Raw genomic sequence first — 24,875 nt, 5'->3', positions numbered from 1 at the left:
GAACCGCCTGCTCGTTCCCTTCGGAAGACTCGACTCCCTAATAGGTCCGTGCAGGACGCCTCCTCTAAGAACGCCTGTCGACGGGCGTTCGATTCAAGAAAAGTACTCGCCGAATTCGCTTTCCAAATCTTATTGGCAATGGCGCGCCGTCCATTGGGCTTCCGGCGCGTTGATCCCTAGCGTCTATCGGCCGAAAGATCGAGCGAAGCGGAAGAAATGCCAGGTGATTCGGGGGCCTCACGGCCGCTCGCGGGCCGAGACAATTGCCCTCACCGCGCACCTGTAAGTGCTGGGAGGACCCTGCGCCCTGTTCGCTGCAGCACTGTGCGCATACTGCCCTACCCGCCGCCCTCGTGACGCGAACGGTCCAACTGAACCGCCACCGTCATGTCGCCCAGGACGTTCACTCCCGATCGCACTCGGGCGATAATCCAGTCGACCGCCATAATGAGCGGCCACGCGATGTTGATCGTCTCGTCGGACAACCCGGTCGCCGCCAGTACCAATGGCAAAATCACCAGCCCGGCCTGCGGAATGCCTGCCGACCCCAAGCTCGCCAGCACGCAGACCACGACGGCGTTGATCTGTACGCCCAGCGATTGATTCAACCCCACGGCCTGGGCGACGAAAATCGCCGCCATCGCTTCGTACAGCGTGATGCCGTCGTTGTTGAAGTTGGTGCCGACACAGGTCGACAGCCGCGCCGATTGCTCCGAGACGCCGAGCCGCTCGGTCAATGCCCGCAAGGTCACCGGAATCGTCACCAGGCTGCTGTTGGTCGACAGCCCCGTGAGAAACGGCTCAAACCCGGCCCGCAAGAACGCGGGGGGAGACTTTCCGCCGTACAACCAGGCGGCCAGCACATAGTAGCCGAACGCATGAATCGCCAACCCCGTCAGCATGGCCAGCAGAAAAATGCCCACCAAAGGGAAAGTCTTGCTGCCGGTTTCGGCAACCGACTGAGCCACGCCGCCCAACACCGCCAACGGCACCAGCAGCACCACCCATTCCAACATCTTCACGAAGACCTGGTAGAGCGTCTCCACAGCCTGTTCGACGGCCAGGTAGGCGACCTGCCCATGCCGTTGCTGCGCACCGCGCACCACGCGCAGCGCCGCCCCGCTCAGCACCGCGAGGAGAATCACCCCGAGCAGGTTCCCGTTAATAAATGGTTGAAAGAGATTCTCGGGAATCGCTTGCCGGAGGCTTTCCACCACAGTCAGCGGCGCCGCTTCCTTGAGCTTGGCGCCCCCTTCGGAACTGGCGATTTGGGCGTATTCCTCGAACTTGCCCTGCCACGATTCGCCGGGCCGCCAAAGATTCATCACCGCCAGCCCGATCGTCATTGCGGCGACGACATTGACGAGGCTGAACAAGATCAGCTTGCCGCCGCGCTCGAAGGTGATCTCGGTCCGCAGGAAAGCGTCCAGCACCGCGAAAAAGATGAGCGGCGAAGCCAACGCCTTCAGCAGCGTAACGACCAGCAGCGTCAACCGCCCTAGCTCGACGTTCCCAAAGCCGCCGCCGGGCCAATAAGGCGCCTTGCCGAAGAACATTCCCAGCAAGACTCCGCCCGCCACGGCCACCGCAATTCGCGCATAAAGCGGAAAGCGAATCACGTGCGGCCGCACAGCAACCGCCTCAGAACGCACTTCGGCCATAGAATAGTCGGGGAACGGGTCGCAAAAGAAAGATCCCTCAATGCGACCAAATCATAACAGATCAGCGGCCAGCAAGACTTCTGACAACTTCAGCGCGATCCGCTCGCCTCACTTCGCACGGCTCCTCCTGCCTGTCTCCATGTTCTCCGTGAACTGCGTGGTGAACCTCCGCGCCGGACTACGCCTGCACCGCCCCGCCGACGGTCCCACCAACGCTTCAGACGCAGCACCTGGCCTCGCAGCGCCAACACCGGGTAGTGCGTCGCCCGTCCGCTGGAGACGATCGTCGTCAACCAGTTCCGCTTGCATTCCAAGTATTCCTGCCCCAGGTCGACATATTGGTCGCCGCGCTGCGCACTGTCCTGGAGCATCTTCCACATCAGCACGGTGCCGGCCCCTTCGTAGGTTTCGTCCCGATCGTGCCCCATTCGCAGCCCGAACACTCGGCCGTTGAACTGGTAGTTATAGGCGTAGGCCACGGCCTGCCCGTCGACTTCCAATACACACACGTCGACCATGCCCAAGCGCACGGCCTCGGCATGGCTGTCACGGAGGAAACTCACGATCGCCTCGTGACTCATCGTCGTGCCGTCGGCCACGTCTCCTTGCCAACTTCGCCGGGCCAACTCAATGCATTGCTCGAACAGATACCAGCGCGGATCGTCGTCGCCGGAAGCACTCCCCACGGGCCGGTAACGCACCAGCCGGACGTCGCCGATCGTTGCCAGTCGCCGCTCGTTTCGCCGGCAATTGGTCCGCCAGTGCGATTTCCGCGCGGCCCAATAGCTTTCCCAGTCGCCGTCAAACTCGACGATCGCCGAGTGCTTCCAATCCGCGATCACCGGCGACAGCCCGGCCAGCGCCATCGCATTGCCGGTCCGGCCATGGTCCGACCCAGCGTCGTCGATCCAGCGTAGATCCAAGGTGTCCCAATCCCGGGCAGTCTCCGATAAGTGCCGAAATGCCAGCAGCAGAGTCGCCGCCGGTTGTGGACCAATCGGTCCGTAGACGCTCCCCCAGTCATGAAGGGGGTAGGTCAGCACCCGAATGGGGCCCGCCTTGGTAGATTCTATGCGAATAATGAAAGGAACGATCCCGACCGCCGTATCACCATGGAGGACAACGAGCACCCGCATCCGTTGCGAGGCTCCAAAGTGCTTCCAATAGCAGACAAACCATTCATAGGTCTGAAAGAAGCTGGCGTCCGCCGTATCCGCAAACAGCCCTCGCCACACGAACCGGTAGGGTAGCAACCCTTCGATGGAGTTGATTTCCAGCACTCGAAATTGGGCGTCAAACGTCATGCTTGGCAGCTCCGCGGGTGATCGGACAACGGAACCCAAAAGCAAGCCCCGCGCCGACGTCCCTTCGCTCCAGCAGACCAATCGCCAACCACTTACAGCTCACCGACTTGTGACACGAGACAAGGCCCCGATTCGGGCGACGCCGACCAGCCACGACGTAGCCAAAACTCAACCAGGTGGCAAAATGGCAACGCGATCCAATGCACGATTTTGCCCCGTGAAACCGCAGGGAACGATGCACGCCATGAAGCTTATTTGGGCCGCTTACATCGTCGCCGTCGGTTGCCTTGGTCCGGCCATCGCGCACGCGGACGGACTCGCGGCCCCGGCGGCTGCCGCCCGAGTCGATACCTTGTTGGCCGGCGAGCTGAGCGATGCCACGCCGGACAAACTCACGCGCGCCAGCGACGCCGACTTGTTGCGACGCACGTCGCTCGACCTGATCGGCCGTCCCGCCACATCGAAGCAAGTACTGGCCTTTGCCGAATATCCCTCGCCGGAAAAACACGCTGGCGTCGTCGATAAACTACTCGCCTCCCCGGACTACGGCGACAACTGGGCCAACTACTGGCGTGATGTGATTCTCTCGCGTCGGACGGAGCCCCGCGCGGAACTGGTCGCCGGCACGCTCGCTGGCTACCTGTTCGAGAGTTTCAACGCGGACGTCGGCTGGAACGTGGTTGCCAAGGAGATGATCGAAGCCAAGGGCAGCGTGCGCGAGAACGGCGCCACGGCTCTGATCATGGCTCACGCCGGCAACGCGGAAGAAGTCGCCGCCGAGGTTTCCCGCATCTTCCTGGGCGTGCAGATTCAATGCGCGCAGTGCCACGACCATCCGACCGATCGCTGGAAGCGCCAACAGTTCCACGAGCTGGCCGCGTTCTTTGCGCGCGTCGAAACCCGGCAGCGCCGCGACACCGACAAACGCTTCGACTTCATCGTGATCGGGCGGGACCGCGGCCCGGTCTACGCTCCGCCAACGCCGAACGGCAAGAACCGTTCGCTGGAACACTTCATGCCGGACCTGGCCGATCCCCAGGCCAAGGGCACGATCGTCCAGCCAGCGCTGTTTCTCACTTCGCAGCGACTCGACACCGGCAAAACGGATGCACTGCGACGCAACGTGCTGGCGGAGTGGTCGACGGCGGAAAAGAATCCCTGGTTCGCCAAGGCGTTCGTCAATCGCATTTGGTCGGAGCTCGTCGGCTGGGGCTTTTATGAGCCGATCGACGACCTCGGCCCCGATCGCGAATGCCGCGCGCCGAAAACGCTCGACTTCCTCGCTGCGCAATTCGTCAAACACGATTATTCGGTAAAGTGGCTCTATCGCACGATCATGGCCACGGCGATGTACCAACGCGCTCCCGGTGCTGACGGCGCCTCGCGGATCGCCACGAGCCAGCCCAGTCGACTGCGCAGCGATCAACTTTACGATTCACTCATCGCCGCGCTGGGCGACAACGATTTGTACTTCGACCTCACCCCGCGCCGCGGCCCGGCAGCGGCGCTGCGTGGCCCGCGGGCGATCTTCGCGGAAGAATTTGGCTACGACCCGAGCGACCCTCGCGATGAACAGTCCGGCACGATCCCTCAAACGCTGATGCTGATGAACGCGAAAGCGATTCAGCGCTCGATCGATGGCGCCACGAGTCAAACCTCGTTGGGCAAACTGCTCGCCGCTGATCTGAAAGACGACCAACGAATCACCGAACTCTACCTCCGCTGCCTCGGCCGCGCGCCGACCGAGCAGGAACTAAAGATCAGTGAACAACACATCGCTTCAACCGGCAACCGCGTTGAAGCGTATGAAGACATCCTCTGGGCGTTGGTGAATTCGACGGAAATGACGCTGAGACGGTGAGAGGGGAGTAGTACAGGAGTAAAGGAGTAAAGTAGCTCCAGAAACTCGGGTTCTCCGCTCGCCCTCTTTTACACCTTTACTCCTCCAACCTCCTCCCCGCCCTCATGCTCTGGACCCACCAAACCGACGTTTCGATCCAACGGCGCGGCGGAATCCGTCGGCGCGATTTCCTGCGTGGCGTTTCGGCCGCCGCGTTCGCCGCTGGCATGCTCGGCTGGCAAGACATGATGGCGCTCCGCGCCGATGACCTCAAGCGCCGCGGCAAGGCCTGCATTCTCCTCTGGATGGAAGGGGGACCGAGTCAGTTCGAGACCTTCTCGCCCAAGCCGCGGCACGAAAACGGCGGCGAGACCCAGGCCATCGCCACCAACGTCTCCGGCATTCAGATCGCCGACAATTTGCCGAAGCTCGCTCAGCACATGCATGAGTTGGCAATCATCCGTTCAGTGACTTCGAAAGAAGGCAATCACCCGCGCGCGCAGCAATTGTTGCACACGGGCTATCTGCCGAACCCCACGGTGAAATATCCGACGTTCGGCGCGCTGGCCACGCAGGCGCTGGCGGCGAAGGACACCGCGCTGCCGGCGTTCTGTCGCATCGGCGGGCGCTTCCGCACGGCCGGCGGAGGCGGCATCCTGGGCGTCGAGTATGACCCGTTCGAAATCACCAACCCGGAAAAAGCGCCGGCTTACACGAAGCCGTCGCACGGCGCCGTTCGATTCGGAAAGCGGCTCGAGCTGATGAAGCGCATGGAAGCCGATTACCGCGCCGCCGACGGCGCGCAAGTTGTCGCCGATCATCAGCAGCTCTACGACAAGACGGCGCGCATGATCCTCAGTCCCGAGATGAAGACCTTCGACGTCGAACAAGAAAAGCCGTCGGTGATCGACGCCTACGGCCGCACCAAGTTCGGCGCGAGTTGCCTGCTGGCCCGCCGTTTGATCGAGGCAGGCGTCACGTTCGTCGAAGTCGGCCTCAACGGCTGGGACACGCACCAGAACAATTTCGCCGAATGTCGCCGGCAGTGCGGCACGATCGACCAGCCGGTCGCGCAATTACTGACCGAGCTCCGCGAACGTGGCCTGCTCGAATCCACGCTCGTCATCTGGATGGGCGAATTCGGGCGCACGCCGCGCATCAACCCGCGCGCCGGCCGCGATCATTTCCCCCGCGCCTTCAATGTCGCCGTCGCCGGCGCCGGCATCCGCGGCGGCCAGGTGATCGGCGCCACCGACGCCGCCGGTGAACAAGTCACCGACCGCCCCGTCACCGTCCCCGACCTTTTCCGCACCTACTGTCAGGCCCTCGGTATTGATCCGAACACGGAAAACACAACGCCATTGGGAAGGCCCATCAAAGCCGTCGGCGGCGGAAAAACAATCGCGGAGTTGTTCTGAGGATTCACCACAGAGTCACGGAGAACACGGAGAGAGAAGGAGTGGGTGCGAGGAGCGATGTAGGGCGAGCCGCGCGAGAGCTTCGCCGCGGCGAACGATTGAAGCGATGAAGGAGAACGGTGGCGTAGACCGCAGAGGTAAGGCCCGCCATTGAGCGACCCGGCGGGCCTTACGTTTCGAACAATTCCGGCATTCGCCTTTCGCCAGAATCATTCGAGCACACGATACGAAACGCTCGCGCGGCCCGCCCTACACCAGTCCTCCCCACTCTGCCTCTCCCCCTCCGCGACTCTGCGCCTCCGCGTTTCCGCGTTTCAAATGGCTGACGCCCACCGTGCCTCCTTGCCTTCATAGTGAATCCCCCGTCGGTGGTGCCGAGAAAATCACCTATCGGACTTATTTCTTGGACGCCGACTGTCCGATAAATGCAGTAGATAGCTAGCCGGGAGGGCGGGGTCCCCGGGGATCCCGTTTCAGGATAGAGGTCATGGTGAACTGACGGACCGGTTCACCATGACCTTTTTTTATGCGCAGTGAGTTTGCCCGCGAAACACGCCGAACACGCGGAAAGTACCGGGCAAGGCGAATAAGTCCTGCGTCATCCACGCTGATGGCGCAATTATTTTTCGTTGAGCACCGGTCGCGTACGCGCTTCCAAGAAATTTTTCCCGCGTGTTCAGCGTGTTTCGCGGGCTACTCCCCCGGCTTCGGCCAGTTCAGGTGCCGGTGTAGGAAGTCGAACGTGCCTTGGCCGTTGATCGTGTGCGGGCCGACGAAGAATTCGATTTCGGTGCGGTCGCCGATGCCGAGTTTCGCAGCGTAAAGATGCCGCACCTTGGCGTACTCGTAGGCCACGGCTTCGTCCGGCGCGACGCCGTCGAAGTGACCGCGTTCCACCATGAACGGCCGCGGGGCGATCAGTGCCGCCATCTCAGCATAGTTGAACGTGCTGCCCAGGTCCCATTCGAAGATCTCGTACTCGCCACTCCAGACGTAGCTATATTCGCTGCGCGTCGAGGCGTTCTTCCAAACCCATTCGTTGAAGTCGGCGGAGCAGATCGACAGGCAGTAATTCTTTACGAGCGCGGGGATGCGCATCGCGCTCTTGCCGCCGTAGCTGAGCCCGTAGAAGCCGATCCGCTCGCCGTCCACGAACGGCAGCGTCTTGAGCCAATCGGTGATCTGCTGATGCTGCGGAACCATGATTGAGAACAGCGTCTTGCCGAGCGGATTCGCCTTCCGCTGTAAGGTGCGAAAACGATCCTCAAAGATGTATAAGTTCTGCGGCGCGAACACGACAAACCCGCGCTCGCAGAGCTTGGCGGCGAAATCATGATACGCCCCTTCGTCCCCTTCGATGACGTGCTTCGGCCGGCCTTCCAATCCGTGCTGACAAACCACGACGGGCCGCCGTTCGCCTTCCTTCAAATCCTTTGGCACCAGCAACACGCCATACGCGATCACATCCGGAAACACGTCCAGCACCACTTCGTAGCCCGTCCACTTCTCCTTGTCGTAAGTTTTCCTGGAGCGCGGATTCGCCGGCAACAACGGGTCATCGAATCGCCCAATCACCTCGTTCGCGAAGATCGCCCGATACGGCTCGACGGACGCCTCGTATTTTTCCAGCGACGAAGTGTCGAGCTGGTTCATAAACTCCTTGCGCACATGCTCGCTTTCGCGGAGGAGCCATTGGTTGTGCCGATCGATTTCGGCGATTTGGCGCTCTTGCCTCGCATCGTTGTCCGGCAACGGGCCGGCAATCGCTGGAAGTGGATCGTCTTGCTTCGGCCGCATTGCATCAAGACTTACCAATGGAGCGCGTCCAATTCCGGCGGCGTCGAGAACCTTTAGCGCAGATTCTCTGTCCGTTCCCCGCAATTCCGCCGCCGCTCCGCCCGAACCGGCAAGCGTGACAATAGGGCCGCCGCCGACTTCGACGAATCTCTGGCCTTGCGCAACCATACCAAGCAGCCCGGCATCGCTAAACTCCGGCAGTAGACCGAAAATATTGCGATCGACTGGTTGCTTCCAAATATTGCGGCGATCGTCGATGTAACCACTTACAGTAAGTTCAATTCGCGAATCGAGTGCCGCGGCGTACAAGGCGATCATCCCGCCCTCGCCGTAACCAATCACAGCGATTTTCTCCTTGCCGCTTGCTTCGTGATCGAAACAATCGACGCACGCGAGCACTTTTTGAACTTCGTATCCTGGCAGTGTGCGACCCAGCTCAAAGGCCGCGCGGTGCAGGTATTCGCGATCGCTGAGCTTGGCGCGGTTCCGGCGCTGGCGTTCGTGACGACTGATCAATGTCGGTACGATGACGCGCATCCCCAACTGCGCCAAGCCGCGCGCAATCTGCTGTTCGCGCGGTGAACCTTCGACGAGGCCTACAACCTGCTCTGGCGTTTCGTCCGCGTCAGGAATTACGACCGCGTCCGCGATCGGCTTGCGGCCTTGATCGGGAATTAGCAGCAAGCCCTCGCCATACACGAGGGGCTCGTCAAACCAATCCGGGCCGGGCACTCCCAGTACCGGCCAGCGGATCGCATGGATTTCATAATTGGTCCCCTTACCAATTAGCGAACCGTCGCGCGTCGTAACGCGAAGTTCAAAGGCGTCAAACGGCAGCCGGTCATCACGAATGCCCAGAATGTGCTCAAGTCGCGCGCGCTTCGCCTCCATGACGTTGCCCGGTTGCGGAGCAGGGCCGCGCATCCGAAGTCGCGGTGGCCCTGCGCGACGAGGTTGCAAGCCGGGCGGAGTTGCTTCCTCAATCTTCCGCAACAGAAACCGATCCACGCCGTCCACCAACTGCGAGGCGATGTCTCCTTCCAGTTCCAACGGCGCCGTTCCCGGCAACGGTTCCACCGCCGGCGCAGTATTCCCGGCCATGCAGTGAAGCAATAGCGCAATCCATACAACACGCGGAGCAAACATGGCGGGCGCCTCAATTCAGGAATGGTGAGGAACGCATTATGAGCGCGGCCCGCAGCCGCTCGCAAGCATGGCGTCGCTCACGAAAACAACCGACATTTAATTTCCGTTTTCCGCAGGCGTGTGATACCATACCCGCGCGCTGGTCAATCCTTTTGATTTCTTGGAACCGAGGCCCTCCATGACCTGCTTTCGCGCCCGCCTAGTTATTTGCTGCGCCGCTCTTGTTCTCCCGTTCGCTGCCCAGCGCGCGGCCGCTGCAGAATTGACGTTGACGCCGGTCGTCTCCGAAATCCTTCAACGGGACCTATTGCCATTTCCGGCAGGCGAAACGCCGAGCCTCCACGAATTGCAGAGCGTGCCACTGACGGTAAAGGTCGACTACTTCTTCGAGATCGCTGATCTGCAAGAAAACCAACTTGGTTTCGGCAATCTGGTCTTCAACGTTGACTTGTTCCGGCTCCAGCAAAACGCGATCCGGACCCGTTGGAGGCCCGACACATCCTTAATTGCCATTGAAGAGGGTCCCGATGGTCTGGTTCCCAAGTGGGATGACAACGCCGACATCGGCCCGTCGAATTCCGACTTGCGCAGCGTCTTTGTGGGGCTCTTTCCCCGCGACTTCGGCGATCCCGCGGTGGACCAGCGTTATCGCATCGGCCAGGAAGGGCCGGTTTACATTGGGTCGACCTACATCGATCGGAATGGCGCGCAGCCGGCAATGCTGCGTCCCGAATACAACGTCGCAGACAAGGCATTCAGCATTTATGATGACGACAAAATGCTCGTCGCCGTCACGGATCCCGTGGTGCTTGGAGAAATTCAACTTGGGATGCCGGCGAATCATCAGAACCTGCGCGTGCTCGATTGGGAGGCGGTCAATTGGACCGATCCCGCCGCGCGCAACCAGACCTTCCGGCTCAAGAACATCAACGTCGACGTCTCCTTCACTGGCGACACGATGTTCCCGCCGAACGAACACTTCGGCGGTCCGGATATCTGGCCGCTTGATTCGGGCGAGCGGCTTCGAGAGCATGGCCTGCTAATCCCGATGGACTTCACAGACGCTAGTCAAACGGTCACCGCCACGCTCGAGTTTTCGCGCGTCGTCACCGATGTGGAGTTTGGTCTCCAAGAGATCAGCCAGCGTTTGGCGACCGAGGAACTGGCTGGCTTTGCCGATCAGGTTGCGGTCCGCGGCTTCCTCGGCAACGTGGAAGTGGCGCCGCTGTTGATCAGCCGGGGCGTACTTGTCGACGGCAATGTCCTGACGGGTGTGCCTGCGGATGGGCCGCATGGCGCCATCGTAAGATTCGATCAATTCATCGATCGCATCGAGTTGACGTATGGCAACGCCCTGGGTGCCGTGCTCGACCCTGGGTTGCAATCGTTCGGCGTCGAAGACGTACATTTCACCATCAACAACCCCGAACCCGGTTCGATCGCCCTGGCTGCCATCGGCTGCGGCGTATTGGTTGGCCGGCGGTATTGGAAGTCACGCCCTGAACGCACCTAGCCGACGGGTTTCGGTGGGGTTTTCAGCCATCACCGAGAATATCGAATTGATTGCCTGGACTTGTTCCGGGCCGCTATACTGCGCCGGCCACTCGGGGATTGTCGCTGACCAAGGCAATTCCGACTCGTGCGCATAGCCATTCGGCGTAAGGAGCGTTCGCGATGAGTGCCGGTGCAAGTGCAGGGGCGGCCGCTGCCGCCGCGAGGGCGCAAGCGATCAAAGCCTCGGGCGTGATCGTCCGTGTCGAACCCGAGGCATTCCTGGACATCCTCCGACGGCAGCAGGAGCCGCTGGTGGTGCAGGCTACGGGCGGGTTTTTCAGTACCAACTATCAGTACCTGTCGAGCTACAAAGGCCTCGCCTTTTTCACGACGTCGTCGACGGAGTTGTCCCTGCCGCTTGGCTGCGAGTTGATTCAGGCGCGGAAGATTTGGATTCCGGGATAGATCACGCCGGGTGATTGCCACAGGAGGGCCGCGCGACCATGCCCCGAACCGTCTTGACCCATCGCCTCTCCTTCCTATATTGAAGGACTTCGCACAGATGGTGGCTATAGCTCAGTTGGTTAGAGCGCTGGATTGTGGTTCCAGAGGTGACGGGTTCGAGCCCCGTTAGCCACCCTTTTTTGACGCAGATTTGGACGAGAACCGCGCTTTAAGCCCAGGGAAGGCCCTCGAAGTCGGTCCTATCGGCGAAAGTCATCGGTGGCCTTCCCTGGGCTTGAACTTCGACGACGACGTCTAGCTCGGGCCGCCGGCCCGGTATTCCTCTCCGTTACTCGATTCGCCCCCTATGCGTTGGATCTGGATCGACCGCTTTACCGAGTTCGAGAGCGGGCGGCGCGCGGTGGCGATCAAGAATCTTTCCCTCGCCGAAGAGCACCTTCACGACCATTTCCCGGGCTACCCCGTGATGCCGGGGTCGCTGATCATCGAGGGGCTGGCCCAGACCGGCGGGCTGCTGGTCGGCGAGGCCCGGGCGTTTGAGGAAAAGGTCATCCTGGCCAAAATCCCCAAGTTGACTTTCCACGGCCCGGCGCGCCCCGGCGAGACGCTGACCTACACGGCCACGATCGAGTACATTCAAGACGACGGCGCGATGGTACACGTCACTAGTCACGTCGGCGATCGGCTGCAAGCGGAGGGTGAAATCGTCTTCGCCCATCTGAATGACGCTGGCCGTCAACGCCGCTCCTTCGAGCCGAAGAACTTCGTCTTCACGCTCAAACTCCTCGGCGTCTTCGACGTCGGCCGCGGCGCAGACGGCAACCTGTTGCCGTATCCCCCGGGGCTGGAGGCGTTGAGACGCAAGGCGAAAGATGAATGATGAATTCAGAATGATGAACAGAATGCGTGCGAGATTGTTCATCATTCATCGTTCTGCATTCATCATTTGATCAGCTCTTCGGCGCCGCTTTCCCTCGAAACCAGGTCCAGGCAACCAACCTCATGCGTCGCGTCGTGATCACTGGCATGGGCTGCGTCACTCCTCTGGGGACCAAGATCGAGGAGCTGTGGCAGAATCTGCAGCGAGGCGCTTCCGGCGTCGGCTACACGACGTTGTTCGACGCCAGTAACTTTCCGACCAAGATCTCCGCCGAGGTCCGCAACTGGTCCATCGCGGATGTGGGAGAAGACCCGGAGCGCTGGCGCTATCAAGGTCGCCACACGCATTTCGCGGTCGGCGCCGCGAAGCAAGCGGTGGGGGACGCCGGCGTGCTGGACCAGTCGATCGATCCGACGCGGTTCGGCGTGTACCTCGGCTGCGGCGAAGGCCAGCAGGATTTCGGCCGCTTCACCAAGATGATGCTCGCCGCGATGGAAGACGGCGACCAGCTTGACATGGTCAAGTTCACGCAGACCGGCCTGCGCGAGATGCATCCCATCTCCGAACTGGAGCAAGAGCCGAACATGCCGGCCGGGCATCTGGCCTCGCTGTTCGACGCCCAGGGACCGAACTCGAATTGCCTCACGGCCTGCGCAGCAAGCAGCCAGGCGATCGGTGAGGCCAGCGAAATCATCCGCCGTGGCGAAGCCGACGTGATGCTCTCCGGCGGCGCGCACAGCATGATTCACCCGTTCGGCGTGACGGGCTTCAATTTACTCACGGCCCTCAGCACCAACAACGAACATCCCACGAAAGCGTCGCGCCCGTTCGATATGCATCGCGACGGCTTTGTGCTCGGCGAAGGGGCTTCGATGGTCGTGCTCGAAGAATACGAGCGCGCCAAAGCCCGCGGCGCGAAGATCTACGGCGAACTCACCGGCTACGGCTCCACGGCCGACGCCTTTCGCATCACGGATACGCATCCCGAAGGGCGTGGCGCGATCAGTTGCATCAAGATGGCCCTGCAGGACGCCAAGCTCAACGGCGAGCAGATTCACTACATCAACGCCCACGGCACTAGCACCGCGGTGAACGATCGCGTCGAATCGCTGGCTATCAAGCAAGCCTTCGGCGCCCAGGCGTACAAGATTCCGGTCTCCAGCACCAAGAGCATGACGGGCCATCTGATCGCAGCCGCCGGGGCAACCGAAGCGATCATCTGCCTGCTTGCCCTCCGTGACCAAGTCCTGCCGCCGACGACGAACTACGAGACTCCCGACCCCGACTGCGACCTCGACTACATCCCGAACGAGGCCCGACAGGCGAAGTGCCAACACGCCCTCTCCAACAGCTTCGGCTTCGGCGGCCAGAACATCACGCTGATTGTGTCGAAGATGTGACAGCAAAGACGGCGACGCGACTCACAACTGCACGCCGCCAATGGTTTTGTAGAGGTCGAGCGAGTCGCGGTCGCCGATGATCTTGAACAGCTCGCGGATCTGGCGAATGCCGTTGAGGAGCAGGAAGTTCGATCTTCGGCCATAGCTCTTGGCGCCGAGCACGTAGAAGTTCGGTTCCGAGGTGAGCAGCGAGTCCGGGACGCCGGCGGTAACGGAGAGGCAATCCGTAGCGCCTTGCGCCGTCAACATGCTGGACAATCGCGCGGGGCCGTCCGTAGCCGGGCACTCATCGACTTGCAGTTCTCGGTAAATCGCGCTGTCGGGCCGATAGCCGACGTTGGCGATGACCTGATCGACGACCAATTCCTGCGTCGCGCTGCCGGCGAGTTGCAGCGCCCACGTACCGTTTTCGTTGGAGCGACTCACGGCTCGGACGACGCTTTCCGGCAACCACGCGACCTGGTCTGAATTCGCGAGCGCATTTGCCGTGGCGGCGATGCGGTCGCGCTCCGGTAGTTGATCGTTCGCAATACGCCGCATGGGTCCCTCGCCGTGCCCGGACGAGCGGGTGATCCAAGTGACACGAGTCTGGCGATAGCGCTTGGCTAGTTCCGTCAGCGCGATCACGTTGGTCGCCGCGGAGAAGCCTTCGCCAATCACGGCCACGTGCTTTTCCGCAAAGTGCACTCGGTCCGCTCCCTGCACGTCGGGCAGGCCGCGTTCCAGTTGATCCGCCCCATCGCGCTCGCCCAAAGCAGGCAGCCCTCCCGGGCCGAGGGAATTGGGCTGGCCGAAAACGCCCGTGGCGTCGATTACCACGTCGGCCTCGGCGTAGCGCTCGGCGCCGGACTTGTCGCGCACAAGCAAGCGAAAATCCTCGTCGCCGCGTTCCTCCTGCTGGAAGAGCTCGCCCTTGAGCGCTTCCGTCTTGGCGATCGCTAGCACTTCCGTTTCCAGGTGCAAGTAATCTTCGATCAGGTCGCTGGACGCCAAGGGGAGCAGGTATTGCTCCAAAAACTCAGCTCCGGTGAGCAAAGCGTCGGCCGCAGGCACTCGCCAGGTTGGCTCTTGCGCCACGAGGGCCGCGATCCCCAACGGCGAGGCGTTCAGGCCAAACGGGCTGAACATCCGCACGTGGCTCCAACGGCGGATATGTTCGCAAACTCGCCCGCGCTCATAGATGTCGACGTCGTAGCCAAGAAACCGCGCGTACAAGGCCGTTTCGAGTCCGATCGGACCGGCGCCGAGAATGGCGATGCGGGCGGGAGTATCGACTGCCATGCGGTAACGAGGTGAGGTTCGTGATGGGTATTGCGTGCTTTCGCTCGAACATACCGACTAGGGGATGCCACTAACAGGGAGTGAGTCGGGGGTAGGGATAGACCGGAGCGACCGCCAGTAGGGGTAACGCCGGACGACGCGACGGATGTCCGCTACGGTGTTCCGCAAATTGGGCCTGTATTGCTCAAGGGCCCCCAAGTTGGTGCGTAGACCTGAGCTAAGTTTCCTCATCCCCCACGGCATTTCCTGGTTCCGAGCAACTTTCCGAGGCAGCTCATGTCCGGCCGCGTCATTCGTGTGCTAGTGGTGGACGATTCCGCGCTGATGCGCGAGATGATTTCGGACTTCATCCGCGAAACGCCCGGAATGGAACTGGCGGGCACTGCGCGCGATGGCGACGAGGCGCTCCGGTTGCTCGATAAGTTGCACCCGGATGTGGTGACGCTCGACGTCCAGATGCCGCGTAAGAACGGCTTGGAAACGCTGGAAGAGATTCTCAAGAAACATCCGTTGCCGGTGTTGATGGTCAGTTCGCTCACTCAATTGGGAGCGAACACGACGCTGGATGCGCTCGACCGCGGCGCAATGGATTACATTGCCAAGCCGGACGGCGTCGGGCCGACGACGAGTGCGCACTTGCGCGAGGAATTGTTGCGCAAGATCCGCGCCGTGGCTGGCACAGATGTGAAGAAGATCATCGAGATCCGCCGCGCACGCGCCGCCAAGCGTCAAGTGGCTGCGGCCATTGCTCCGCCTAAATTGCCGTTGGCGGCAGCGGCGGTCCCGCATGCGGACGTCGAGTTGGCGGATAAGTGCATCGCGCTCGGTATCTCGACCGGGGGACCGCCGGCGCTGACGCAATTGTTCGAGACGCTGCGGGGGCCATTGCCGCCGCTGGTGATCGTGCAACATATGCCGGCGCAGTTCACCAAAGCCTTCGCATGGCGATTGAACGCGATGTCGTCCCTCACGATCAAAGAGGCCGCGACGGGAGACGTATTGAAACCGAACTGCGCTTACGTGGCGCCGGGCGGTTCGCACCTGGAGTTAAAGAAACTCGGTCGCGAAGTCCGCTGTCACGTCACCGATGGCGACACCGTCAGTGGGCACAAGCCGAGCGTGGACGTGATGATGAAATGCGCTTCGGCGATTTACGGCGACCGCTGCCTGGGCGTGATCATGACCGGCATGGGCCGCGACGGTTCCGACGGCTGCGGGGCGATCCGCGCCGCGGGCGGCTATGTCCTCGGACAAGACGCCGAAAGCAGCGACGTCTACGGCATGAACAAAGTCGCCCAACTCGAAGGACACGTCGATCGCCAGTTTCATCTTGACCAGGGCGCGACGACGATCATGACGCAGGTGCAGAAGTTGTGGGGCCGTGTAGCCGCGGCAGTTTGACGATTCGAGTTTGAAGTTTTCAGTGTTCAGTTTTCGGCGCGAATGATTTGTTGTGGCACGGTCTCCCGACCGTGCCACGTTGCGCGGATGCGGCATGGGAGACCTTCGGTCGGCCGAGTGGCACGGTCGGGAGACCGTGCCACAACGCGCTCTCACTGAACACTGAAAACTTCAAACTCCCTCAAACTTCAAACTCCCCCCCGTACTACCGCTCGGGCGCGTCTTGCGCTAAAATCGCCCTGGCACTCGTTGAGTGCGCAACCTCTTGCTTCTGGCATCGTTCGAGGGCGGCATGGGCGGGACACAGTCTGGACAGGTCGATACGGTGATGCGCGAAGATCGCGTGTTCGCTCCGCCGGCGGAGTTCGCGGCGCGGGCGCGGATTGGCTCGCTGGCGGACTATGAAAAACTCTGGAATGAAGCGGCCGCCGACATCGAAGCGTTTTGGGGCGGACTTGCCCAGGAACTGCATTGGTTTCGGCCGTTCAGCAAGGTGCTCGACTGGCAAGAGCCGTTCGCCCGCTGGTTCGTCGGCGGCCAGACGAACGTGTCGTACAACTGCCTCGACGTGCATCTCGGCACGCCGCGGCAGAATAAGGCCGCCATCCTCTGGGAAGGCGAACCGGGCGACACGCGGACGCTGACCTATTTGCAACTCCATCGCGAAGTCTGCAAATTCGCCAACGTGCTCAAGCACTTAGGCGTCGCGGCGGGCGACGTGGTGTCGATCTATCTGCCGATGACGCCGGAATTGGCGATTGCGATGCTGGCCTGCGCGCGGATTGGCGCGGTGCATTCGGTGATCTTCGGCGGTTTTTCCAGCACCGCCATCGCCGAGCGGAACAACGACGCCGGCGCGAAAGTGGTCATCACCGCCGACGGCGGCTGGCGCCGCGGCGCGCAGTTGCCGCTCAAGTCGAATGTCGACGAGGCGCTGGAAAAATCCCCGACGGTGAAGCATTGCATCGTGCTGCGGCGTTTGAACAACGCCGTTCACATGCACGAAGGACGCGACCATTGGTGGCACGAGTTGATGGACGGCGCGTCGGCCGATTGCCCGGCGACGCCCCTCGATAGCGAGCATCCGCTCTACATCCTCTACACCAGCGGATCGACCGGTAAGCCGAAGGGCATCAAACACACCACGGCCGGGTACAACCTCTACGTCAAGAAGACCATGGAATGGGTCTTCGACCTGCGCGACGAGGACGTCTACTGGTGTACGGCCGACTGCGGCTGGGTGACCGGACACAGCTACGTCGTCTACGGCCCACTCAGTTGCGGCGCCACGGTGCTGATGTACGAAGGCGCCCCGAATTGGCCGGACGAGGGCCGCTTCTGGGAGATCATCGAGAAGTATCGCGCCACCATCTTCTACACCGCGCCGACGGCGATTCGGGCGTTCATTAAATGGGGCGACAAGTGGGTCGACAAGTATGACCTCTCGTCGCTGCGCCTGCTCGGCACCGTGGGTGAAGGGATCAATCCCGAAGCGTGGATGTGGTATCACCGCAAGATCGGCCGGGAGCGCTGTCCCATTGTCGATACCTGGTGGCAGACGGAAACGGGCGGAATCATGATGTCGCCGTTGCCGGGGGCGATTCCGACGAAGCCTGGGAGCTGCACGCGGCCGCTGCCGGGAATTCTGCCGGCGATCGTCACGGACAGCGGCCAGCCGGTCCCCGACGGCCAGGGCGGGATGCTGGTGATGACCAAGCCCTGGCCCGGCATGTTGCGAGGCATCTGGGGCGACGACGATCGTTACCGGCAGCAATACTGGAGCAAGGTTCCCCATCACTATCTGGCCGGAGACAATGCCCGGCGCGACGCGGATGGGTATTATTGGATCATGGGGCGGATCGACGACGTGATTAACGTCGCCGGGCACCGGCTCAGCACGATCGAAGTGGAAAGCGCCCTGGTGAGCCACCCGGACGTCGCCGAGGCCGCAGCGATCGGCCGTCCGGACGATCTGAAAGGCCAGGCCGTGGCGGTGTTCGTGACGCTGAAATCCGGGGTGCCGAATGAGGAGTTGAAGCGGGAATTGAAGGCCCATGTGCGCAAAGAAATCGGCGCACTGGCGGTCCCGGATGATGTACGCTTTACGAAGGCCCTGCCGAAGACCCGGAGCGGAAAGATTATGCGCCGCCTGCTGCGGGACATCGCCAGCGGCAAGCACCAGATCGGCGATACCACGACGCTGGAGGATTTCAGCGTGCTGGCCAGCCTGCAGAAGGACGAGGAGTAGCCACGCGAACCCGTCACGAGGAATCCGCGAGCCATGACTTCACGAATCATCACGCGACGGCACTGGCTGCGTACGCTCGGCGCGCTTTCTGCGGCTGGCTATTTCGGCTTCCCTCGCACAGGGCGAGCGGAACCTTCCGTGCAGGATCCGCAGGTCATCTCCTCGGTTGACAAAGGTCTCGATTGGCTTGCATCCACGCAGTCGCGCTTGGGGCACTGGTCGGCCGGCGGACTCTATCCCACGGCGATGACGGCACTCGCCGGCGTGGCGATGTTGTCGGAAGGTTCGACCGCGACGCAGGGCAAGTACTCGTCGAATATTCGCCTGGCGCTCGATTTTCTGATCGGCAAGAGTCGCGACAACGGGTTGATCGGCGATCCCACGAGCGATAATCGCTACACCTACGGTCACGGCTTCTCGATGCTGTTCCTCTCGCAACTCTTGGGCGAGGAAGAGGATCAAGAACGCCGCGACGAGCTGGTCGACGTGCTGACCAGGGCCGCGAAGTTTTCCGGCGAAGCGCAAACGCCCTCCGGCGGCTGGGGCTATGTCAGTTCCAAAGACGGCGACGGCTTTGACGAAGGCTCGACGACCATCACGCAGGTACAAGGATTGCGCGGCTGCCGCAACGCGGGCATTCCCGTGCCCAACGAAGTCATCGACCGGGCGGTGCAATACATCAAGAACTGCATGGAGCCGGATGGGGGCGTGGCGTATAGCTCGAAGAATCGCGGGAGCTCGCGCCCGGCGATCAGCGCCGCGGCGATCGCTTGCCTGTTCAACGCGGGCGAGTACGACAACGAGTTCGTACCCAAGCTGCTGGCGTACTGCGACAAGAAACTCTCGAACTTGCAGGACCGGCAGTTCGGCCACTGGCACTACGCGTACTACTACTATTCACAGGTGATGTACCGCCAAGGAGGCGACACCTGGGGGAAGTTCCGGGATCGCATCTATAAGAAGATCGTCCGCGAGCAAGCGACAGACGGCTCCTGGACCGGCGACATCGGCCCGGTATACATCACGGCGTTGAACCTGACGATGCTGCAACTCGAAAAGGCGTTCTTGCCGATTTACCAGCGGTAGTCGTGTGGTCGTGGATCGTGGAGACCTTCGGTCGGGCGAGTGGCCGACGGCATATCGCACGTGTCAGAGCACTCGTCGTGCTAGCGTGGTAGGCACGCTTGCCTTGGCCGTGCCATTCTTCCTGTTTACTGCCGTCTTGCTTTCCATAGACTTAACGGCGTCCCCGACCAAGCGCTCCGTCCACCGATCCTCGCTCCGCTCATGTGCGCTAGCCATTAGCTCCCGCCCACATGGTCCCGCAGATACGGCCGCCTCATCCACGTCGTGAACCCAGCCTCCAGTGTGCGCCAGTCGTTCACGTTCCTCCTGGCGGAAGCCGGTAGCGCATCCGGAGAGGAACTGTCAAAGCCAACGCGGGTCGGCATTGAAGTGTTGTTGCCGTCACTCGCATTTCGGTGGGACATCGTTTTGACGCCCGACGCCGACGCATCGACGTCCGGCCTTATATCGGGATATTGGTTAGATCGAGTTGGTTGATCGTGCGGGGAGAATAGCCCATTCGGTTACCGCCCAAGTATTGCCGCGGGTGGTTTTCAGCCCACTTAAGGATTGCCTCCTCCTCGTCCTTTCTGTCTACCTCGCCATAAATGTTGTCGATCTGCTTGGGAAGCAGATCCTTGTCAAAATGTCGGCGCCAACTCTCGGCATGGTATTCCTTATCGATAACACCCAGCTCGCGCAGCCGGCGGGCAATCGGCTCCAATTTGAGACCTGTATCGCCGAACATCGGCCATTCTTCGTCATCGGCTCCGGGCTTAAAGTTGTCGGACAAAATCCAAAAAGCCCACATTTCGGCCTCAATGGAGTTAGTTGCATAACTTGTTGAAAATGTCGGTGGACTGTTGCCGAAATAAAACCAATCAGTGGCCCACCCCTTACGTAGCGTATTCACGATTTCAAGCAGCCTTTTTTGGTAATGCCGCAACTGATCGGGATAGGGCAACCTATCGGCTTGGTCGTCTCGCGCGTCGGGATAGGCGGCCAGAAAGTTGTCGATCTGGTTATTGTATGGTGTGAGCAACCCACTTGCGGCATTCTGAAAAGTGGTTTCACCCAACTTTTTGGCTTCAATCAGCACACTTTTGTAGGTGGACTCCAACATGTCAATATCCGTTGAATCCTCCATTCTACTTACGGCGGACAGGAGCGGCCCGTTGGGAGTCGCAATGCTTATGATTGTTTTTCCGTTCGTAGCAAAGGCGGTGGTAAGATCGCCGAAGAACTTGCCGACCTGCCTCTGTGTGCCAGCGTCAAATCTGTCGACTTCTTTCAATCTGGGGTGAATCGACTGCACCACACTTGGTACCTTGGACGGTTTCAATTCGATCGGTTCTGCCGCCCTGGGCATTTTACCCGCTGGTTTGGGCACGGGATGAATTGGCTTCGGGACGGGATGGGCAGTCGGCGGAGTCCATTGGGGATTGGGCACGTTGCGTTTGTATTTATTATCAAAGATCCTGGGGACCAACCGATGCTGCACATACCCGGATAAGAAGGACAGGCCCGGTCCCGTGACGAGCGACAAGCCCAGCAGTGCTAGGGCGTTGAGCCGTGCGACACTCGATTGATGATCTTTTTTGGCCCAATCCAACCACGCCTTTTGATGCTTGGATGCGTTGCGTGCGCAGGCAATGAGAGAATTGGTGTGAATCTCCCAGTTGGCGAGTTGATTTCTGTACTCTTGCGTAACACTCCCGGTCAAAACCTTGTAAAGAAAGTCGCCCAACTCCTTTTCAAGGGTAAGCTGACCTGGCCGCTGGGACATCGGGACGCCCATTCGAGTTCTCCTTTTGATGGCAGCATCCGGCGAGCTCGCTCGCCGAACCGCGGCGATGAGTAGCTTCCGGTATTCACTTCTTCTTCGCGGCGGCCAGCCCGCTGTGACAGCCGGACCGGAAAGTTTTTTTCGAGCCGCCGAACGGCCACTCTGGCGCCACCAGCCGCATTCAAGCGGGCGGGGCACCTCGAATGCCGCAAGACCATGGTAACCGTCCAACTCGATGGCCGGTATTTTCGCCCAGCGAGAAGCCATTTTCAAGCTACGCGGCCCGTTTTCTGGCTGCATTCGGGTGGGTCTGGAACCAGATGTCGGGCAGCATTTCAGCCAGGCGCTCGGTCGGAGTGTTGGGGAGCCGCCGAAGCACGTCAGCCAGATTCGTTAGGCCAGGCCGAGCCGATGACCGAGGCCATTCGAGTTGCCGCGATCTTCGAAGAGCAGTACGTGTTGGCAGTCAAAACGAACGATTATCGGGGCCAGGCGAGAATTCTCCGTTCGTTCAAGGGCTTTCTCCGGAATGTTCTGGCGGGCTGGGCGATGGGCCGCAAACCCGATCCCGCTGAAAAACTGAATCAAGCAAAAGAACGGGTACAGCAACGGGCGGCTACTGTGAGTGGCGACGCCGACAGGCTCGAACGGGCGGGCGTGCAAAACCCGACGGAGCACGACGTACGGACCCGTGTTGTCCCCACGCGACGGCCGCCACAGGGATCAAGAACCCGGAAGTGATGGGGCCGGGGATGCGGTTGGAGGCGCCTTCGGTGTAGGTCAGGCTTTCCAGCCTGACAGGCGCCGGAATCGACGTCGAGCGGCCAGATCGTCAGGCTGGAAAGCCTGACCTACGAGAGTGCGAAACTTTGACGGCCTACGGCGAAGCTTGCGCGGTTTCCAGTGCGGTCAGCGCTTGGCGCTGCTTGCCGGCGAGTTGGGCGACCAGGCGGCGGTTGTCTTGCTCGATGCGATCGGCCGTGGCGCGCACTGTGGCGAGTTTCGCTTCGACTGCTTGGAGTTGATCTTGCACCAACTTCGTCTCCGCCTCGGTACGGGCGAGCTCTTCCTGGAGCAGCTTGATTTCGTCCTGGCGATAGGCGATCTGCTTTTGCACGTCTTCGTTGGCGAACTTCATGTACTCCAGGTCCTTCTGCCAGGCGGCGATCTCGGCCGTCAGCAGTGAGCGGACCCGGTACATCGTCTGCAACGCATGCCCGAAGTCGGTCAACGGCCGACGGTACTTACCGCTCGCGTCTTGGCGATCGGCCGGATGCTTGCCCGATTCGAACGGTTGGCCGTCGAGTTCCAGTTCGGCCTTTTGCTCGGCGGTGAAGACGCCAGGGAACTGCGTTTCGAGTTGTTCGGCCGTCATGCCTTCAAACACGCCGTACTGATCGTGCGGCAGGTTTTCGTAAGCGATCCAGGGCATGCCGGATTGAATGGCCTCGGTCAAACGTGTTTGTTCGCGTGTCGACATCGATCGCGCAGGGGTCATCGCGAACTTGCCACCGGCGGGATCAATCGGCGGAGCGTCCAGCACCGTGAATTCGCCCAGGAAGCGCCCCGGCGGCGCGTTGTTCGCGGCATCGCCCGCGACGGGCGGATACTCGAAGACGAACAACGACATCTTCGGTTCCATGCTGAGCGGCGTCGGTTTCGCCGGATCGGCCTGGATGGTGAAGATCAACGGCGCGCCCGGAGCGTTTGCGGCGGGCACCGCGTTGCCGAGCCACATGCGGCCGCGATCGACCACAATGCGGCTCAAATCGCCACGCAGTTGCTTGCGGCCTTCGCGTTCGGTGGGCGTTGAAGCGAGCTGAATCAATGCGTCGCTGGCATTCGCGTCGTCACTATTGCGCAGCAGCGCATTTTCCGCGTTGGTGCGCTCCAGGTTGGTTTTCATCGTCTGCGCGGCGCGCTGCCAGCCGTGCAAGTCTTGCGCGTACATCGCCAGATAGAAGAACACCAGGGCGACGACAATCAGGAAGCCCAGGATGATCTTGCTTGCCAGATTCATAGGGACTCGACTCGGGTTCCGGGCGAGCAAAAGGCCGTTAGTGGGGCACGTCCACACAACCGGCCACTGCCGGGAGGCTGATCCGCCGCCATAAACCGATGTTAGACAGCAAATTAGGTCGCGTCAAGCTGCGCATTTTGGCTGTCTGTCCCAGGAGGCGGAAAGCGCCCAGGCGGCCCGTTTTGACCGAGTGGAAATGTCCCGCACATCCGTTCAAGTCCGAACAATCCGGCTGCCGAATCATGCTTCGACCGAACGATTCGCTCCCGGCAAGGATGGACGCGTGCAGCCGAACCGGAAGTCCCCGCCCACTCGCGATGCGTCAAATTGCCTCCCGACCGAGGAAGCCCTCTGGTCGGACGTCCTATTGGCGTTGGAGCGAGCCCAAAAGCAGGTCGAGAGCCTACTCACGGACGTGGCTGAGGCCAGCGACTTGGCGTTGCCCGAGGCCTTGACCCTGATCGCGGCCCAATCGCTTTCGGGCGTTTGCCAGCAACGAGAGCTTGGCGACCGGCTGGGTTGGTCGCCTGGCCATCTCAGCGGCGTCGTGGAGCGACTCCGGGCGCGTGGACTGCTGACGGCGGAGCGATTGCCTCAAGACCGCCGCCGGCAATGTTGGCGGCTCACCGATTTAGGGCAAAATTGTGTCGCGGAAATCTGGCGCGGATGGCGAGAGCGCCTGGGCGAGCCGCCGATCGAAGCAACTAAACTCGACTTATCCGAATTTGCGGAGCGCCTCACGGCTTTGGAATCGCGCTGCGGCGAGTTGGCGGGGCCGCGCGGCATTCGGCTGGCCGACAACACGGGAGGGCGCAACTCATGAGCCGTCCTTCGCCCCTAGCCGCCCCACGGGCCGAACTCGCTGCGCTCGTTTGCCTCGCGCTGCTTTTTTCCAGCGGATGCACTCGCGCGTTCTATCGCACGCAGGCCGACGCGGAGGTTGGCTCGTTGGTCGAGAAGGCGGTCGTCACGAATCATGCCGAGCTGGAAGGTTTTACGATCGACATCGACTCGCGCTCGCGGATGTACGACCCGGAAAATCCTGACCGGCCGATGATGCCGCCGGACGATCCGGATTCGCACGCGCTGATGCACTACGTCGACGGCAAGGAGGGTTATCTCTGCTGGCACTGCAACGGCGACGTTCCGTATGTCGATTCGCTGGCCTGGATGGAATACCTGCCGCGCGACGCCGAAGGGAGCGTCGTCCTCGATCAAACCGGCGCCGTCGAACTCGCGCGCTTAAACTCCCGCGAGTACCAACAAGAGTTGGAGGACCTGTACCTCTCTGCGCTCGACGTAACATTCGAGCGCTTCCGCTTCGATACGCAGTTCTTCGGCGGCAACGACACGTTCTTCACCGTCGACGGGCCGATTCGCCCCGGCGCGGGCGCCGCGCGAACGACCTTGAACACCGACACCTCGGCGCAAGCCACGCGACTGTTCACCAGCGGCGCGCAGCTCACGGCCGATATGGCGAATTCGATCGTCTGGCAGTTCTCGGGCTCCAACAGTGAAGTGGCGACCACGCTCTTGGATTTCAGCCTCGTGCAGCCCCTGTTGCGTGCTGGCGGCCGTGCCCGGGTAATGGAAACGTTGACCCTTTCCGAACGGACGCTGCTGGCGAACATCCGGCAGATGGAGCAGTACCAGCAAGGCTTTTATAACC

The 24,875-nt window shown here is 61.3% G+C and carries 18 protein-coding genes and 1 tRNA gene; 13 read left to right on the top strand and 6 right to left on the bottom strand.

The window, feature by feature from the left end:
• Positions 1 to 338: 338 nt before the first annotated feature.
• Both SGJ19_11740 and SGJ19_11735 read right to left on the bottom strand, forming a co-directional pair.
• Complete coding sequence (locus SGJ19_11740) at positions 339 to 1,661, bottom strand: dicarboxylate/amino acid:cation symporter (protein MDZ4780916.1); 1,323 nt, start codon at positions 1,659 to 1,661, stop codon at positions 339 to 341.
• An 89-nt stretch (positions 1,662 to 1,750) separates the two neighbouring features.
• Positions 1,751 to 2,965 (bottom strand): GNAT family N-acetyltransferase, encoded by a 1,215-nt coding sequence (locus SGJ19_11735; protein MDZ4780915.1) that lies wholly within the window; start codon positions 2,963 to 2,965, stop codon positions 1,751 to 1,753.
• Between the two features lie 244 nt (positions 2,966 to 3,209).
• Here SGJ19_11735 and SGJ19_11730 point away from each other — a divergent pair, with 244 nt between their 5' ends.
• Together SGJ19_11730 and SGJ19_11725 are read left to right on the top strand one after the other, a co-directional pair.
• Complete coding sequence (locus SGJ19_11730; protein MDZ4780914.1) at positions 3,210 to 4,826, top strand: DUF1549 domain-containing protein; 1,617 nt, start codon at positions 3,210 to 3,212, stop codon at positions 4,824 to 4,826.
• A 104-nt stretch (positions 4,827 to 4,930) separates the two neighbouring features.
• Positions 4,931 to 6,223 carry a DUF1501 domain-containing protein gene (locus SGJ19_11725; GenBank protein ID MDZ4780913.1) on the top strand — a complete coding sequence of 431 codons (1,293 nt, stop codon included), beginning with the start codon at positions 4,931 to 4,933 and terminating at the stop codon, positions 6,221 to 6,223.
• A gap of 693 nt (positions 6,224 to 6,916) precedes the next feature.
• Here the strand turns inward: SGJ19_11725 and SGJ19_11720 are convergent.
• A complete protein-coding gene (locus SGJ19_11720) occupies positions 6,917 to 9,166 on the bottom strand; it encodes a dienelactone hydrolase family protein (GenBank protein MDZ4780912.1) in 2,250 nt (749 codons plus the stop codon).
• Between the two features lie 178 nt (positions 9,167 to 9,344).
• Here SGJ19_11720 and SGJ19_11715 point away from each other — a divergent pair, with 178 nt between their 5' ends.
• The 5 genes from SGJ19_11715 (at position 9,345) to fabF (ending at position 13,405) form a co-directional block, all read left to right on the top strand.
• Entirely contained in the window at positions 9,345 to 10,679 is a 1,335-nt protein-coding gene (locus tag SGJ19_11715) for a hypothetical protein (GenBank protein ID MDZ4780911.1), read from the top strand.
• Positions 10,680 to 10,840: 161 nt separating this feature from the next.
• Positions 10,841 to 11,125: a hypothetical protein gene (locus SGJ19_11710; GenBank protein ID MDZ4780910.1), complete on the top strand. Its 285-nt coding sequence runs from the start codon at positions 10,841 to 10,843 to the stop codon at positions 11,123 to 11,125.
• Positions 11,126 to 11,225: 100 nt separating this feature from the next.
• A tRNA-His gene (locus SGJ19_11705) sits at positions 11,226 to 11,299 on the top strand.
• Between the two features lie 172 nt (positions 11,300 to 11,471).
• Entirely contained in the window at positions 11,472 to 12,005 is a 534-nt protein-coding gene (locus SGJ19_11700; protein ID MDZ4780909.1) for a 3-hydroxyacyl-ACP dehydratase FabZ family protein, read from the top strand.
• Between the two features lie 122 nt (positions 12,006 to 12,127).
• Positions 12,128 to 13,405: a beta-ketoacyl-ACP synthase II gene (fabF, locus tag SGJ19_11695; protein MDZ4780908.1), complete on the top strand. Its 1,278-nt coding sequence runs from the start codon at positions 12,128 to 12,130 to the stop codon at positions 13,403 to 13,405.
• 21 nt (positions 13,406 to 13,426) lie between these two features.
• On the opposite strand, the gene SGJ19_11690 is transcribed toward fabF, so the two are convergent.
• On the bottom strand, positions 13,427 to 14,686 hold the full coding sequence (locus SGJ19_11690; protein MDZ4780907.1) for an FAD-dependent oxidoreductase: 1,260 nt from the start codon (positions 14,684 to 14,686) through the stop codon (positions 13,427 to 13,429).
• 276 nt (positions 14,687 to 14,962) lie between these two features.
• On the opposite strand from SGJ19_11690, the gene SGJ19_11685 reads away from it, so the two are divergent.
• From SGJ19_11685 to SGJ19_11675, 3 genes are all read left to right on the top strand, one after another.
• Positions 14,963 to 16,087, top strand: a complete 1,125-nt coding sequence (locus SGJ19_11685; GenBank protein ID MDZ4780906.1) for a chemotaxis response regulator protein-glutamate methylesterase — start codon at positions 14,963 to 14,965, stop codon at positions 16,085 to 16,087.
• A gap of 292 nt (positions 16,088 to 16,379) precedes the next feature.
• The gene (gene acs, locus SGJ19_11680; protein ID MDZ4780905.1) at positions 16,380 to 18,335 is read left to right on the top strand and encodes an acetate--CoA ligase; all 1,956 of its coding nucleotides are present in this window, start codon (positions 16,380 to 16,382) and stop codon (positions 18,333 to 18,335) included.
• Between the two features lie 33 nt (positions 18,336 to 18,368).
• Positions 18,369 to 19,421, top strand: coding sequence for a prenyltransferase/squalene oxidase repeat-containing protein (locus SGJ19_11675; protein MDZ4780904.1), 1,053 nt, complete (start codon positions 18,369 to 18,371; stop codon positions 19,419 to 19,421).
• A 442-nt stretch (positions 19,422 to 19,863) separates the two neighbouring features.
• Here the strand turns inward: SGJ19_11675 and SGJ19_11670 are convergent, their stop codons facing one another.
• Entirely contained in the window at positions 19,864 to 21,198 is a 1,335-nt protein-coding gene (locus SGJ19_11670; protein MDZ4780903.1) for a hypothetical protein, read from the bottom strand.
• A 399-nt stretch (positions 21,199 to 21,597) separates the two neighbouring features.
• On the opposite strand from SGJ19_11670, the gene SGJ19_11665 reads away from it, so the two are divergent.
• Positions 21,598 to 21,927, top strand: coding sequence for a hypothetical protein (locus SGJ19_11665; protein MDZ4780902.1), 330 nt, complete (start codon positions 21,598 to 21,600; stop codon positions 21,925 to 21,927).
• Between the two features lie 136 nt (positions 21,928 to 22,063).
• Here the strand turns inward: SGJ19_11665 and SGJ19_11660 are convergent, their stop codons facing one another.
• Entirely contained in the window at positions 22,064 to 23,206 is a 1,143-nt protein-coding gene (locus tag SGJ19_11660; protein ID MDZ4780901.1) for a hypothetical protein, read from the bottom strand.
• Between the two features lie 196 nt (positions 23,207 to 23,402).
• Between SGJ19_11660 and SGJ19_11655 the strand changes: the two genes are divergently transcribed.
• Positions 23,403 to 24,029, top strand: a complete 627-nt coding sequence (locus SGJ19_11655) for a MarR family winged helix-turn-helix transcriptional regulator (protein MDZ4780900.1) — start codon at positions 23,403 to 23,405, stop codon at positions 24,027 to 24,029.
• The coding region (locus SGJ19_11650; protein ID MDZ4780899.1) for a hypothetical protein at positions 24,026 to 24,875 on the top strand (850 nt) is incomplete at its 3' end. The genes SGJ19_11655 and SGJ19_11650, both read left to right, overlap by 4 nt.

The sequence above is a fragment of the Planctomycetia bacterium genome (assembly GCA_034440135.1).
GTDB lineage: Bacteria > Planctomycetota > Planctomycetia > Pirellulales > JALHLM01 > JALHLM01.
Note: the sequence above shows the minus strand (reverse complement) of the source record. Positions and strands in the feature narration are given on the sequence as shown.

What these genes read in the sequence shown, in the direction of transcription:
- SGJ19_11720 (MDZ4780912.1), bottom strand. Translation starts at nt 9,166, where the DNA reads ATGTTTGCTCCGCGTGTTGTATGGATTGCGCTATTGCTTCACTGCATG.
- SGJ19_11715 (MDZ4780911.1), top strand. Translation starts at nt 9,345, where the DNA reads ATGACCTGCTTTCGCGCCCGCCTAGTTATTTGCTGCGCCGCTCTTGTT.
- SGJ19_11685 (MDZ4780906.1), top strand. Translation starts at nt 14,963, where the DNA reads ATGTCCGGCCGCGTCATTCGTGTGCTAGTGGTGGACGATTCCGCGCTG.
- SGJ19_11690 (MDZ4780907.1), bottom strand. Translation starts at nt 14,686, where the DNA reads ATGGCAGTCGATACTCCCGCCCGCATCGCCATTCTCGGCGCCGGTCCG.
- SGJ19_11655 (MDZ4780900.1), top strand. Translation starts at nt 23,403, where the DNA reads ATGTCCCGCACATCCGTTCAAGTCCGAACAATCCGGCTGCCGAATCAT.
- acs (MDZ4780905.1), top strand. Translation starts at nt 16,380, where the DNA reads ATGGGCGGGACACAGTCTGGACAGGTCGATACGGTGATGCGCGAAGAT.
- fabF (MDZ4780908.1), top strand. Translation starts at nt 12,128, where the DNA reads ATGCGTCGCGTCGTGATCACTGGCATGGGCTGCGTCACTCCTCTGGGG.
- SGJ19_11740 (MDZ4780916.1), bottom strand. Translation starts at nt 1,661, where the DNA reads ATGGCCGAAGTGCGTTCTGAGGCGGTTGCTGTGCGGCCGCACGTGATT.
- SGJ19_11725 (MDZ4780913.1), top strand. Translation starts at nt 4,931, where the DNA reads ATGCTCTGGACCCACCAAACCGACGTTTCGATCCAACGGCGCGGCGGA.
- SGJ19_11700 (MDZ4780909.1), top strand. Translation starts at nt 11,472, where the DNA reads ATGCGTTGGATCTGGATCGACCGCTTTACCGAGTTCGAGAGCGGGCGG.
- SGJ19_11735 (MDZ4780915.1), bottom strand. Translation starts at nt 2,965, where the DNA reads ATGACGTTTGACGCCCAATTTCGAGTGCTGGAAATCAACTCCATCGAA.
- SGJ19_11670 (MDZ4780903.1), bottom strand. Translation starts at nt 21,198, where the DNA reads ATGGGCGTCCCGATGTCCCAGCGGCCAGGTCAGCTTACCCTTGAAAAG.
- SGJ19_11730 (MDZ4780914.1), top strand. Translation starts at nt 3,210, where the DNA reads ATGAAGCTTATTTGGGCCGCTTACATCGTCGCCGTCGGTTGCCTTGGT.
- SGJ19_11665 (MDZ4780902.1), top strand. Translation starts at nt 21,598, where the DNA reads ATGACCGAGGCCATTCGAGTTGCCGCGATCTTCGAAGAGCAGTACGTG.
- SGJ19_11710 (MDZ4780910.1), top strand. Translation starts at nt 10,841, where the DNA reads ATGAGTGCCGGTGCAAGTGCAGGGGCGGCCGCTGCCGCCGCGAGGGCG.
- SGJ19_11675 (MDZ4780904.1), top strand. Translation starts at nt 18,369, where the DNA reads ATGACTTCACGAATCATCACGCGACGGCACTGGCTGCGTACGCTCGGC.
- SGJ19_11660 (MDZ4780901.1), bottom strand. Translation starts at nt 23,206, where the DNA reads ATGAATCTGGCAAGCAAGATCATCCTGGGCTTCCTGATTGTCGTCGCC.